Raw genomic sequence first — 13,541 nt, 5'->3', positions numbered from 1 at the left:
AGGTGAAACCACCTATGACATTATTGCGTCTTACTAGTACAGGCGTTTAATTAGCAGGAAATCGGGAATGTATAAGAAAGTGGTTCTTGATGATAACATAAGGAGCGTATCTATGAATTGGTATGAAAAGCTCAGTGAATATTTCCCGATAGAAGAAATGAAATCAAAAAAGCATATGGAAGCTTTGTTAAAGGAAAGAAGTGATATTTATCATAAGGAGGAAGGGCCTCATCATGTGATGATGTATGCTGAATTTGATTCTTTCATCTTTATAGATTATTTATTCGTTTCCAAGGATGCAAGAGGTGAAGGCCTCGGGTCAAAGCTGATTCATCAGCTAAAGGAACAAAAGAAACCGATCTTGCTTGAGGTCGAGCCTGTAGATGAAGATGATGCAGATACTGCAAAGCGCCTAAAATTTTATCAAAGAGAACATTTCAAACATGCCGAATCAATCGGTTATAAACGAAGGTCACTTTCAACCAATGAAGTGAACCGTATGGAAATCCTTTATTGGTCACCTCTTACAGATAATGAGGAAGAGGTGCTAGAGGCTATGAGGAAAACATACGAAAAAATCCATACGTATAAAGATGAAGAGTGGTATGGACAATCGTATGAAGATGTTGACGATGTTTTAAAGGTAATTGAAAATAAAAAGCAAAAAAATATTTTCGATCATCTTGACTAAATGAGAATGTTTAGACATCAATTATCATTAATTGAATGAAATTGTCTAGTTTTTGTCACAAAAATTACAAGAAAATCTGTTCACACTTACTTTTTTATAGTATAATCACTATAAAGATTACTTATTTAGAACAATTTTAATTTAAGAATACAGATCAATATTCATTCTACTACAATTGAGGAGTGAAGATTTATGGTAACATTATACACATCACCAAGCTGTACATCATGCAGAAAAGCAAGAGCGTGGTTAGAAGAGCACAATATCCCATATCAAGAGAGAAACATTTTTTCTGAGCCTCTTTCAATCGATGAAATCAAAGAAATTCTTCGAATGACTGAAGATGGAACAGACGAAATCATCTCAACACGTTCTAAAGTATTCCAAAAGCTGAATGTGAATGTTGAGACAATGCCGCTTCAACAATTGTATAAACTCATCAATGAGCACCCTGGTCTTTTAAGACGCCCAATTATTTTGGACGAAAAACGTCTTCAAGTCGGTTACAATGAAGATGAAATCAGACGTTTCCTTCCAAGAACGGTTCGTACATTCCAGCTTAGAGAAGCACAGCGACTTGCTAACTAATACGAAAGCTGCCGATGATTCGGCAGCTTTTTTTGATTCACTTTTCTGCTGTTTGTTCATAAAATAGGCTGGCTAAAATGACAGTCACGACTGTTAAGAATGGAAGCAAAAACTCAAGGGTTGTATGCTGCATCATAAAGTCATTCAATTGAACGTCGCGGACAATCATTTCTCCCCCAGTAAAAGCTAAAAGAGCACTTCCTCCATATAAAAGAAACGGAAATTTTGTTAATGCTGCATGAATGAGTTTACTCCCCCCAATAATAATAGGAACCGAAATCATTAATCCGATCATTGTCAGCGCCATATTTCCTTTTGCAGCACCTGCAATAGCAATGACATTATCAAGTGACATTAGGAGGTCGGCAACTACAATCGTTTGGACAGCACGCCAAAGGGAGCCGCTACTTTTAATAAGAAGCGTTTCTTTCTTTTGTTCAATTAACAGATTGTATCCTATATAAAGGAGAAAGAGCCCTCCGATAAATTGTAAATAAGGGATGGTCAATAAATATACCGCAGCACCTGTCATAGTCATCCGCATCAACACTGCCAAAAGAGTGCCGATCCATATGGCTTTATTACGTTTATCATCTGATAAGCTTCGACTGGCCATGGCAATGATGAAGGCATTATCTCCGCCTAGTATCAGGTCTATGCCAATAATCATGAAAAAGGAGACGATCCACTCTGCTTCCATCTCATTCACCTCGTTTCACTATTAGAGCTCGTACAAACAATATATGAGAACAATTCAAATATATGTTTCTGCAAGTTTTCTCTGCAAAAAATGCGTTTTTATTTCTTTTATTCATGTTTTATCATAAAATAGACAGTACAAAGCATTACCTCAAGTCTTTCAAAGGTTAACATGTAGACGGAACGGGTAAAGTGTAGTAAAGTACTATTAATTGGGAGCTTGTATGTCCCTTCAACATCTTATATAGAAGGGAAGGTTGGCAAAATGGAAATTGAAAGAATAAATGAACATACAGTGAAATTTTATATTTCCTACGGTGATATTGAAGATCGCGGCTTTGACCGTGAAGAGATTTGGTATAATCGTGAGCGCAGTGAAGAGCTGTTCTGGGAAGTAATGGACGAAGTGCACGAAGAAGAAGAGTTTGCAGTCGAGGGACCGCTTTGGATTCAAGTACAGGCACTTGATAAAGGTCTTGAAATTGTCGTGACAAAAGCCCAACTTTCTAAAGATGGACAAAAGCTTGAATTGCCGATTCCAGAGGATAAAAAAGACCAAACAGACGAAGACAGTCTAGATGCACTGCTCAATGATTTTCATAAAGAGGAGCAGGATCAAGAAGAACATAATGAGAAGGACAAAAAACTTCAACTTCAATTCGTATTGAAATTGGATGACTTTGAAGATTTAATTGCACTTTCTCAATTAAATATGCAGGACTTTACGACAAGTTTATATTCGTTTGAAAATCGTTATTATCTATATGTTGACTTCCACGAGGATTTGTCAGATGAGCAAGTTGAGAATAAGCTTAGCATACTACTTGAATACGCTCATGAATCAGTGGTCAGCATTTACAGACTGCAAGAATACGGTCAGCTGATTGTCAAAGGAAATGCCCTTGAAACGATTCAACAGCACTTCTCGTAAACGACAAAAAGTCGATTTCTATAGAGGAATCGACTTTTTTATCTGAATCAATTAGACAAAGAGATCGGCAAGGAGAAAATCAAATGAGAAATATAGTCAAGGTTCTTTTCTTTCTTATCATTACGATAGGTGCTTATTTTATTGTTCGTATTTTTGCCGGTGATTTAGCGGTAAGTGTGCTTAGTTCAATCAGTGTCCTTTTCACCTTATCGATTATATTCATCGGATTTGTCATATTCTTAGAGAACAGAAATCCCTCCCAAACCATTACATGGCTTGTGCTTCTTGGGAGTTTTCCGTTATTTGGGTTTTTGTTCTACATCTTCTTTGGACGCAATATCAAGAAGCGCCGGTTGTTCGAAAAGAAGGCGGCACTAGATGAACAATTAATTCAGGAAGATGAACGAATTCACAGAGAAGCAATCGAAAAGATGACACATATGGGTGATCATCAGCAACGCTTATTTAAGCTAGCACACAGACTTGGACATACCCCCATCACATATCGCACGTCCTCTAAAGTCCTAACAAATGGAAAGGAAACGTTCTCTCATATCTTTGAAGAGATTAAAAAAGCAAAACATCACATTCACTTAGAATATTATATTCTTCGGCATGATCATCTTGGCAATGAGTTAAAAGACATTTTGATTGAGAAAGCAAAAAGTGGAGTGATTGTTCGATTTCTGTATGACGATGTAGGTAGCTTACAGCTCTCTCGTCAATATATAGCCGACCTAGAAAAGGCCGGTGTACAGATCGTACCATTCCTACCTGTCAGACTGCCATTATTAAGTAATAAAATTAATTTCCGAAATCACCGGAAAATTGTCGTCATTGATGGAGAAGTTGGATTTGTAGGAGGCCTGAACATTGGGGACGAATACATGGGCAGAAGCAGACAATACGGATTCTGGCGCGATACACATCTCATGATTAAAGGAGAGGCTGTTCGCGATTTGCAGCAGATTTTTATGCAGGATTGGTATTATATGACAAATGAAACTTGTTCAGGTGAGGAATATTTTAAGGATTTCAGTCATTTTGAGAGTACAACAGAAGGAGTGCAAATGATTGCAGGTGGTCCAGATAAACAGTGGGAGGTTATTAAAAATCTCTTTTTTTCAATGATAATTTCTGCAAAAAAGTCTATTTGGATTGCTTCTCCTTATTTTATTCCCGATGTTGATATTTTGTCAGCACTGAAAATTGCCTCTTTGAGCGGGGTGGATGTACGGATTATTGCCCCAAAAAATCCTGACAAACGAATTGTGTTCCATGCGTCTCGCTCATACTTTCCTGAGCTTCTTGAAGCAGGGGTGAAGGTCTATGAATATGACCAAGGCTTTATGCATAGTAAGTTTATCATTGTGGACAGTGAACTTGCTTCGATTGGGACTGCAAACATGGATATGAGAAGCTTCCACTTAAATTTTGAAGTAAATGCGTTTCTTTATAAAACAAAAAGTACGGAGAAACTGGTCAATGACTTCTTAGGTGATCTAGAGCAGTCAAACGAAATTGTGCCAGATGAATTTGCAAAAAGACCTTTGAGGGTGAGGCTGTTTGAATCAACAGCACGATTATTATCACCACTTCTTTAAATATTGTGTTTCCCCCTTTTTTTGATAGGGGGATTTTTTATTTTCATAGGGAATTGGTCATTAAACATGTGTTTTGAATGGGCAAAATACATTTTTCCACATTCGCTCAACTCTAAAAGAACAAGCTATAATATGGTCATCAAAGAGCAAGGGGTGAGATGAATGAACGCAGCTATCATGGATAATGGGAGACTCATCCGTATTACGCATCATCTAACGAAGAGCCGGCTAGAGCATGTGAGGAACACTTGCAAATTTTATTGTCCTGAATGTAGACAGGAGGTTCGATTGAAGTTAGGTGAGCATCGTATGTATCATTTTGCACACATTCAGTTCACAGCATGTCCTTTCGCCATTCAAGGTGAAACCGCCTATCATCAAGCCGGTAAAACAACCATCATCGATTGGCTGAAGCGACTTGGACATCAGCCAAACCTTGAGAAGTATATTCCATCCATTCAGCAGCGGCCTGATGTCACAGTCGTTGATGGTGACGTAAGCTATGCGATCGAATTTCAATGTGCGAACATTTCAGAGCGGGAGCTGATGAAGAGAAATTCAGGTCTGCGCGCAGCAGGCATGGTTCCAGTTTGGATATTAGGTGCAAATCGTTTAAATCGAAAATCTGCTCAGCTTTTTTCATTCTCCGCCATTCATTGGGAAATGTTGCGGGTTTCACAAAGAAAGCGTCTGATCTATTATTGTCCGATCCAGCAAACACTCATTTATCTTGACGATATATTTGCCTTTCAGCCTTCGAAAACATGTGCCGTAATGACCGTTCAGCCGCTTTCAGCCTGTCATCAAATCTCAGAGATGCTTCATAAGCAGCCTAAAAAGCAGCCGTTGAATAAGCAATGGCTGAAATGTGTTCAGCAATTTAGACAGCGGCCTCCCCGTATTTTATCAGGCGAAAGCAAGCGGCTGCAGCAACTTTTCTATCAACATCATCAAACGGCGTTCCCATTTATGCCAGTTGAAATGTTTATTCCGCTTACAGAAGCGTATATTTTTACTAGTCCCGTTTATGTATGGCAGGGCTATCTTTATGATTGGATGGTCAGGAGAAAAGGGAATGAATCCTTGACCATTCAGATGCTTATAAAAGAAATCTACCGGTGTGTGCAGGCGAAAGAAGTGAAGTTTAGATATGCCAATGTGACAATAGAAGATGTGAAAGCGGCCATCACCGCATATGTAAAGGCTTTGTTATCCTGCGGGTTTTTACAAGTAATCAAAGAGGGTAATTATAGAGTAACTGCGAATCAAAAGCCTATACGCACACTAGAAGAAGCATTGAAACGAGATGCTTTCTTATTTCATTAGCATGTTTCTAGCCCACTTTGATCATCATAAGAAAAAGGTGGTGTTGCTAGTGAATAGAAAGAAACGTTTTTTTCTCATTTTTTTAGTCTGTTCAGTATTTATTTCTGCATATGATTTGACAAATATAGTTCAAAACAAAGAAGATAAATACAACGCCAATTTCTTTCACTTACCGAAAGATTGGTTCAACATATCTCAAGCAAGGGGGATTCATATGACTTCACAAAGTAAAAGCAACCATTTACCAGACAGAAGCGAAGTACAAGAAGAAAACAAATGGCGTCTTGAAGATATTTTTGAAAGCGTCGATACATGGAACAAGGAATACGAAAATGTAAAAAAAGACATCCCTAAGCTTGCACAATTTAAAGGCAAGCTGGCACACTCTGCTGATGTTTTGTATGAAGCCCTAACATTTCAGGATCAACTTTCTGAAAAGCTTGGCAAGCTTTATACATATGCGCACATGAAATACGATGAAGACACCACAAATTCATCATTCCAGGCATTAAATGATAAAGCGTCCAATCTATATACACAGTTGTCTAGTGCATCTGCTTATATTGTTCCAGAAATTTTATCGATACAAGAAGATAAACTGCAGCAATTTATTATGGAGAAAGAAGAATTAAAACTTTATTCTCACGCTCTCGAAGAAATTAACAAAGAGCGCCCGCACATTTTAAGTGAGGAGCAGGAAGCTTTATTAGCTGAAGCCTCTGAACCACTCTCATCTTCATCCACTACATTTAGTATGTTTAATAATGCTGATATATCTTTCCCTACTGTAAAGGATGAAAAAGGGGAAGAAAAGCAGATTACACATGGTAACTTTATCACATTTTTAAATAGTGATGACCGTGAAGTGAGAAAGAATGCCTTCAAGGCCGTTTACAAAACGTATGATCAATATAAGAATACACTGGCCTCCACACTTAGCGGTTCTATTAAAAAGGATAATTTTTATGCGAAAGTACGTAATTATCAATCGGCAAGGGAAGCTGCTTTATCTCGCAATAGCATTCCAGAAGAAGTGTATGACAATCTGATTGATACGATTCATCAATATTTACCGTTATTACACCGCTATATAGAATTGCGCAAAAAGGTATTAAAGCTTGATGAAGTGCACAATTATGATTTGTATACACCGCTTGTGAAAGATGCGGGCATGAAGTTAACATACGATGAAGCTAAGGAGTACATGCTTAAAGGTCTCGCGCCATTAGGGGAAGAGTATGTGTCCATTGTAAAAGAAGGACTCGATAACCGCTGGGTTGACGTTTATGAAAATAAAGGAAAACGAAGCGGAGCCTATTCATCTGGAAGTTATGGAACAAACCCTTATATTTTAATGAACTGGCAAAATAATATCGATAATTTATTTACCTTGGTGCATGAATTTGGTCACTCAGTCCACAGCTATTATACAAGAAAGCACCAGCCATATCCGTATGGAAACTATAGTATCTTTGTTGCTGAAGTTGCTTCCACAACAAATGAGGCGTTATTAGGAGAATATTTGCTAAACAACTTACAGGATAAAAAGCAGCGTTTGTATGTTCTGAATCATCTATTAGAAGGATTTAGAGGGACTGTATTTAGACAAACCATGTTTGCTGAATTTGAACATCTTATTCACGTGAAAGCACAAGAAGGGGAGGCATTAACTCCAGAGTTTATGACGAATCTTTATTACGATCTGAATAAGAAGTATTTTGGTGACGGCATGGTTGTTGATAAGGAAATCGGATTAGAGTGGTCTAGAATTCCGCATTTCTATTACAACTATTATGTGTATCAATATGCGACAGGTTATAGTGCAGCTCAAGCGTTAAGTAAGCAAATATTGGAGGAAGGAAAACCTGCGGTGGACCGTTATACAGATTTCCTAAAAGCAGGAAGCTCCGACTACCCTATCAATGTGCTGAAAAAAGCAGGCGTCGATATGGCATCCAAAAAGCCGATTGAAGCTGCTTGTCAATTGTTTGAGGAAAAACTAAATGAAATGGAAGAGCTCATTTCAAAAACAAGTGAGTAATCATGACTTCTGTCAAAAATGCGTATTAACGCATCTTTTGGCAGGAGTTTTTCTTTTTTTAAGCCAGCAAAAAGCTTCTCCAGTTTAAGATGAGAAGCTCACTCCATTTATCACCCTTTAAATCCTTTAAATGTCTTCCGGTGATTCATTCGATAAAGTGTAAAGAGAATCGAACCAAATAAGAGTGGAGAGGTGAGATAAAGAGGTAGCATTTTCATTAGACCTAATATATTAATAAAGAAGCATAAGCCGATGGCAACAAGTCCAATGTATGTGCTGCGCATGCAAATCCCCCCATTTTTTTGTTACTTTCACTATATGAAAGTGACAGTCCTCTTATGTTTTGTGACAAAAATATGAACATATAGTATATCGGTTGTCAAAAGTCGACAAAATTTGATATACTACAGATGTGAAATTAATCACATACAAACATTACCCCTTTGTTTGACCGTGAAAAATTTCTCCCATCCCCTTTGTTGTCGTTAAGACATAGTGAAACCGCGCTTATCCCGGCGCGGTTTCTTCGTATCTGAAAATAGAACAAGAGTTCTTTTTTATCTGCAAAGAAAAAACATGGGTCAGCACCCATGTTCATTCTCACAGCGGTAGACATCAACATCTGTATGGTTTTCATCTTCTTTATAGCGCCAAAACATTTCTTGTTGTACTTGTACACGTTCCACTTTTTTAGCGAATGCGAGCTTTTTCATTTCTCGTTCGACCTGTTCGAGGGTCAGATCATATACAACGGCAATCTCTTTCGCTGATGCAAACTGAAAATAAGCGATAAACCATTCAATTGGAGGTCTTTCTGAAGGTGTTGGCTTTTCACCTATCAATTCAAAGAGAATTTCTTCGTACACATCATAAGAGTGTGCACCTGAGATCTTCAGTCCTTCGTCTCCGTTTATCGTATTAAAAAAGGCGAAGGTAGGGAGCTCAGATACGTCCATTTCAGCTACAATTTTCATATCACATTTCAGTGCTTTGACAGCACTTTGAGAATGGATGTCTCGCTTGAATTCGTCTATATCCAGCCCCGCATTTTTTGCATTTTCTAAAAGCACATGCTCACTTGTCACATCTTGCTGATGGCAAAAAAGTGACTCTTGAATAAGACGTAAAAATTTCATTCCGCACTTCCTACCTTGGAGTTCAGCCGCTTTCAAGGCGAGCGATGCCAGATAAGGTGATGTCACAATTTGTTCAGACAGCAATTGTTCTTTTTTGGTCTGAGTTTTTGTTGCGAATTTTCCCCATGCTTCAGTCAGCAGATGTTTCTTTCTTTTCCGGTTCAATGCATTGATGCTAGAGCTTGTGACCGTTCGTAAAGTGAAAAAACGGCCATATTTCATTTTCAATTTTTTAATTGATGGCTCTAATAACCAACAGTCTGGGCTGAGAGGATCAATGAATACATAGATTTCGATCGGCTTTTGAGGATGTCCGTGACAGTGTGAGAAATATTGATCGTGCTGATTGCAGCTCAAGATCGTCCGTCCTTTTCAGGTGTTTGATTAACCATATGATGAGCTGTCAATGAGAGTCGCTCAAATAAAAAGTCACGAATATCGCCGGTTAATCCTACTTTATTCATTGCATCCTCCATGCATTCAAGCCATGCGTCAGCCCGCTCTTCAGTGATTGGGAAAGGGAGATGTCTAGCCCTTAGCATTGGGTGTCCATGCTCCTCAGTATAAAGTGCAGGTCCGCCTAAATATTGAGTTAAAAACTGTTTTTGTTTTCTTGCTGTTTCTTTTAAGTCATCCGGGAAAATAGGATGAAGCAAAGGATGACACTTTACATTTTCATAAAAAGTATCAACAAGTTGCGATAGAAGTTCTTCTCCAACCGCTTCGTAAGGTGCGTTAAACGATTGTACCATGTTGACTACTCCTTTTACTCATAGCTAATAGGATGATGATCCTATTGCGAAGTTCATTTATTTAAAAAGTGATTTTCAGTTTGTTCTTTTTTGCTGTTTCTATTCTTGTATACTTATTTTAACAACCCCAAATCAATTCCACAAACAAACCGCTTTTCGTCCTTTGTCAAAGAGCGAGGGGCTGGGATCTATGATCAATTGACCATATCATAACACATTCAGTCAAAAAAGGGTGAAAAGCGACATACAAAAAACCGAAGGGGTTATTCTCTTCGGTTTAAGCAAAATATTGCGCTGTGATTTTCTTTACATAATTTTGTGTTTCTTTAAATGGAGGAATGCCTCCGTATTTATCTACATTTCCTGAGCCTGCGTTATAGGCCGCAAGTGCAAGTGAGATATTTCCATTGTATTTATTAAGCATTTGTTTCAAATACTTCGTTCCGCCTTCAATATTTTCTGCTGCATTAAAGGCGTTACTTACGCCAAGAGATTTAGCAGTAGATGGCATGAGCTGCATGAGTCCAAGTGCGCCTGCGTGGCTGACAGCATTTGTACGATAGCCGGATTCTTGCTGGATGACTGCATGGATGAGCTTTTCAGGAACACCGTGTTTTTGAGCCATTTGTGACACGATCTGATTAATCTCTTTTGATGAAGCACTTGAGACAGCTTTTTGAAGTGGCGGTGTATAGTCGGTGTTCGTCACGTTACCAATCCCATTGGCTGTATTCAATTGAGAGTCATTTGAATACAAGGCTTGAGGAGATAATTGTTCATTGCTTGCAATTGCTGATAGATAAGGGTTGGTTCTTGCATATTGAGTGCTCGGTACCGTTGATGTATCCTGACCCATTAATGCCGAGATTGATAGCGGAAGACGTGATAAATCCGTTCTGCCTAAAAAATCTTGAAGCAGCGTCTGAAACGAAGCTTGTGCGTTTGATTCTTGATCAGTAGCCGCTGTCGTTTGTCCATTATCCGTTTGTAATGTTTTAAGCGCTTGAAGTTGCATAAAGGATTGAAGTTGATTGACGTTCATCATGTTCCTCCCTCAAAGAATTTATCTATTTCTGTGTTTTTATTTTTTCTTCATAAAAACGAATCACTTTGTTTTTGGTGTTGCGAGTTGGAATATGAAATTGACTGAGCAATTGTGTAAATGCGGCTTGTCCGATGTTTATATCGTTCACCTCAAACTCTAATTCATAGTCCTCTACTGTTAAATATCGGCTGTGATCCAAAACAATTAAGCCTTCTTTGATCATTTTTTCTGCTCTTGATGTTTCAAGAGAACCGAAATATACAATCTGATCTTTTGGAATGTTAAGACCCTTCAAACGTTCAGCGACTTCACCTTCTGGTATATTAAAGTTTTCAAGTTGAAGAGGGGGATCTATCTCTTGATGAGTTTCCAGTAACCCGAGCTCGTGCGGTTCCTTTAAAGTCAAGACCCAATGACCATTTTTTTCTCTGATTCTCAGTGCAGCAAAATGAGATTTTATATCAAATTGGGGTGTATCAAAGTAATAGTTGGTTTGAGTGCGAAAGTCTGCATCTTTCAATTGGAAGTATTGTTTTAGTTGTTCGAATTCTTCTTTCGTTAATAATTGCTTTAGTTCTATTTCAATTTCCTGTGACATTTTGACATCAACCTTTCATTTAGAGGAAATATAGTTATTGTACACGAAGTGTGTTAGCAAGTGACATTTCATTTTTAACAATGTTTTTGCACCGTTTGACATGTGCTGATGTTCATGATGATGAAGTAAAATAATGAATTCAAAAGAAAATCAATGTTTTCTCAAAAAGTTCGGTTTATCAATATTGAACTTGATGTGATAAAATAAAGGTGTACTTTGTTGTAAAGGAGATTATGATGCAAAACAGAATTGAAATCATAGAAGCAACTTTAAAAGAAGACGGACTGTTTTTGGCGATCCAGTCGGATGAGCATATTCAAAAAGCAAAGGCATCGGGACAAATGCTTGTTGATTCTGATCACTTTGCGTTCGTTTACATACTTGAAAATGAGGAGTCTTTTACGTATCTTATTTTAGGAGAGAACATATGGGCTCCATTAAAAGAAGCAATGAATCGTGACATGCCTGTCTATTTGACAGCAGAACAAAAAACGCTAGAACTTATTCAACTTCATCAGGAATTAAACTATTTAATCGACAATATTAAAGACAATGCCAATTACGGAGATATGGAAGAGAAAGTGAAAAACACATTCCTCTGAAATAATTAGGTATTTGGAATTGGGGGAAATTTCATGGACAAAAAACAATGGGATCAATTCCTCGCACCATATAAACAAGCAGTCGAAGAATTAAAAGTGAAACTAAAAGGCATTCGAAAGCTGTATGAATTCGAGGATGACCATTCACCAGTAGAATTTGTGACAGGCCGAGTGAAGCCCGTTGCTAGCATATTGGAAAAGGCAAAGCGTAAAAACATTCCGATGCATGAAATCGAAACGATGCAGGATATTGCAGGGCTTCGCATTATGTGCCAGTTTGTAGAAGATATACAAGTCGTGAAAAAAATGCTTCAGTCACGAAAAGATTTTGTTGTTGTAGATAAACGCGACTATATTGCAGAACATAAAGAAAGCGGATACCGATCATATCATCTCGTTGTTTTATACCCGCTGCAAACGGTTAATGGGGAGAAGCAGCTACTGGTCGAAATCCAAATACGAACACTTGCCATGAATTTTTGGGCGACTATTGAGCATTCTCTTAATTATAAATATAGCGGGAATATACCGGAGAAGGTCAAGCTTCGGTTGCAAAGAGCCTCTGAAGCAGCATCTCTTCTTGATGATGAGATGTCTGAAATCAGAGGGGAGATTCAGGAAGCACAGGTGGCATTCTCGCGCAAAAAGAAAACAGATAACTGAGTCGTGCTTGATCAAATATGCTGCTGCCCTCTTATCGCAGCGAGGTGAAAAAGGAGAAGAATTCATGAAATTTGCAGTTTCTTCAAAAGGGAATTCTGTATCTGATGCACTCAAAAATAAAATTCAGACTTACTTACTGGATTTTGGAATGGAACTAAATGAAGAAGAACCGGATCTTGTCATTACTGTTGGGGGAGACGGCACCCTTTTATATGCTTTTCACCGCTACAGCGACCGTCTAAATGAAACAGCTTTTGTCGGTGTGCATACGGGTCATCTTGGTTTTTATGCAGACTGGGTCCCAAGTGAAATTGAAAAGCTTGTACTGGCTATTGCGAAAACGCCTTATCATATTGTTGAATATCCCATTCTTGAAGTTATTGTCAGGTACAACGATGGCGGACAAGAAGAGAAATATTTAGCAATGAATGAGTGCACCATTAAAAGCATGGAAGGAACACTTGTAGCGGATGTTGAGATTAGAGGACAGCTCTTTGAAACATTTAGAGGAGATGGTCTTTGCTTGTCCACGCCGTCTGGAAGTACTGCTTATAATAAAGCGCTCGGTGGAGCCATTATTCATCCATCCATTAGAGCCATTCAGCTTGCAGAAATGGCATCCATCAATAACAGAGTTTTCCGGACAGTGGGCTCACCGCTTATTTTGCCAGACCACCACACGTGTGTCATTAAGCCAATTAATGATGTGGATTTTCAGGTAACGATTGATCATTTGACATTGTTACATAAAGACGTCAAATCCATTCAATGCCGCGTGGCTAATGAGAATGTCCGTTTTGCCCGTTTTAGACCGTTTCCTTTTTGGAAAAGAGTGCAAGATTCCTTTATTGGAAAAGGAGAATAA

Annotated in this window: 15 protein-coding genes; 9 read left to right on the top strand and 6 right to left on the bottom strand. The window is 38.3% G+C overall.

Features of this window, described 5'->3' with window-relative positions:
- The first annotated feature begins 112 nt into the window (after positions 1–112).
- The gene (locus tag ABVJ71_RS06280) at positions 113–691 is read left to right on the top strand and encodes a GNAT family N-acetyltransferase (RefSeq protein ID WP_353856116.1); all 579 of its coding nucleotides are present in this window, start codon (positions 113–115) and stop codon (positions 689–691) included.
- A gap of 192 nt (positions 692–883) precedes the next feature.
- A complete protein-coding gene (spxA, locus tag ABVJ71_RS06275; RefSeq protein WP_003211421.1) occupies positions 884–1,279 on the top strand; it encodes a transcriptional regulator SpxA in 396 nt (131 codons plus the stop codon).
- A gap of 37 nt (positions 1,280–1,316) precedes the next feature.
- On the opposite strand, the gene ABVJ71_RS06270 is transcribed toward spxA, so the two are convergent.
- Complete coding sequence (locus tag ABVJ71_RS06270) at positions 1,317–1,979, bottom strand: TerC family protein (RefSeq protein WP_353856115.1); 663 nt, start codon at positions 1,977–1,979, stop codon at positions 1,317–1,319.
- 264 nt (positions 1,980–2,243) lie between these two features.
- Between ABVJ71_RS06270 and mecA the strand changes: the two genes are divergently transcribed.
- The 4 genes from mecA (at position 2,244) to pepF (ending at position 7,880) form a co-directional block, all read left to right on the top strand.
- Positions 2,244–2,909 carry an adaptor protein MecA gene (gene mecA / locus ABVJ71_RS06265; RefSeq protein ID WP_353856114.1) on the top strand — a complete coding sequence of 222 codons (666 nt, stop codon included), beginning with the start codon at positions 2,244–2,246 and terminating at the stop codon, positions 2,907–2,909.
- Positions 2,910–2,992: 83 nt separating this feature from the next.
- The gene (cls, locus tag ABVJ71_RS06260; RefSeq protein WP_353856113.1) at positions 2,993–4,513 is read left to right on the top strand and encodes a cardiolipin synthase; all 1,521 of its coding nucleotides are present in this window, start codon (positions 2,993–2,995) and stop codon (positions 4,511–4,513) included.
- 162 nt (positions 4,514–4,675) lie between these two features.
- On the top strand, positions 4,676–5,839 hold the full coding sequence (locus ABVJ71_RS06255; protein WP_353856112.1) for a competence protein CoiA family protein: 1,164 nt from the start codon (positions 4,676–4,678) through the stop codon (positions 5,837–5,839).
- A 214-nt stretch (positions 5,840–6,053) separates the two neighbouring features.
- Entirely contained in the window at positions 6,054–7,880 is a 1,827-nt protein-coding gene (gene pepF, locus ABVJ71_RS06250) for an oligoendopeptidase F (protein WP_353856586.1), read from the top strand.
- Between the two features lie 110 nt (positions 7,881–7,990).
- On the opposite strand, the gene ABVJ71_RS06245 is transcribed toward pepF, so the two are convergent.
- The 5 genes from ABVJ71_RS06245 to ABVJ71_RS06225 form a co-directional block, all read right to left on the bottom strand.
- Positions 7,991–8,164, bottom strand: a complete 174-nt coding sequence (locus tag ABVJ71_RS06245; RefSeq protein WP_353856111.1) for a hypothetical protein — start codon at positions 8,162–8,164, stop codon at positions 7,991–7,993.
- A gap of 297 nt (positions 8,165–8,461) precedes the next feature.
- Positions 8,462–9,373 carry a ClpXP adapter SpxH family protein gene (locus ABVJ71_RS06240; protein ID WP_353856110.1) on the bottom strand — a complete coding sequence of 304 codons (912 nt, stop codon included), beginning with the start codon at positions 9,371–9,373 and terminating at the stop codon, positions 8,462–8,464.
- Positions 9,370–9,768, bottom strand: coding sequence for a thiol management oxidoreductase (locus ABVJ71_RS06235; protein WP_353856109.1), 399 nt, complete (start codon positions 9,766–9,768; stop codon positions 9,370–9,372). Before ABVJ71_RS06235 ends, ABVJ71_RS06240 begins: the two co-directional genes overlap by 4 nt.
- Positions 9,769–10,045: 277 nt before the next feature.
- Entirely contained in the window at positions 10,046–10,810 is a 765-nt protein-coding gene (locus ABVJ71_RS06230; protein ID WP_353856585.1) for a lytic transglycosylase domain-containing protein, read from the bottom strand.
- A gap of 25 nt (positions 10,811–10,835) precedes the next feature.
- Positions 10,836–11,411 carry a CYTH domain-containing protein gene (locus ABVJ71_RS06225; RefSeq protein WP_353856108.1) on the bottom strand — a complete coding sequence of 192 codons (576 nt, stop codon included), beginning with the start codon at positions 11,409–11,411 and terminating at the stop codon, positions 10,836–10,838.
- 236 nt (positions 11,412–11,647) lie between these two features.
- Between ABVJ71_RS06225 and ABVJ71_RS06220 the strand changes: the two genes are divergently transcribed.
- The 3 genes from ABVJ71_RS06220 to ABVJ71_RS06210 all read left to right on the top strand — a co-directional run bounded on the left by ABVJ71_RS06220 (position 11,648) and on the right by ABVJ71_RS06210 (position 13,541).
- Positions 11,648–12,013 carry a hypothetical protein gene (locus ABVJ71_RS06220; RefSeq protein WP_353856584.1) on the top strand — a complete coding sequence of 122 codons (366 nt, stop codon included), beginning with the start codon at positions 11,648–11,650 and terminating at the stop codon, positions 12,011–12,013.
- A gap of 33 nt (positions 12,014–12,046) precedes the next feature.
- Positions 12,047–12,676: a GTP pyrophosphokinase family protein gene (locus tag ABVJ71_RS06215; RefSeq protein ID WP_353856107.1), complete on the top strand. Its 630-nt coding sequence runs from the start codon at positions 12,047–12,049 to the stop codon at positions 12,674–12,676.
- A gap of 64 nt (positions 12,677–12,740) precedes the next feature.
- A complete protein-coding gene (locus ABVJ71_RS06210; RefSeq protein ID WP_353856106.1) occupies positions 12,741–13,541 on the top strand; it encodes an NAD kinase in 801 nt (266 codons plus the stop codon).

The sequence above is a fragment of the Bacillus sp. Bos-x628 genome (assembly GCF_040500475.1).
In the GTDB taxonomy this organism is placed as follows: Bacteria; Bacillota; Bacilli; order Bacillales; family Bacillaceae; genus Bacillus; species Bacillus maqinnsis.
This window is presented reverse-complemented; position numbering and strand designations above follow the sequence as displayed.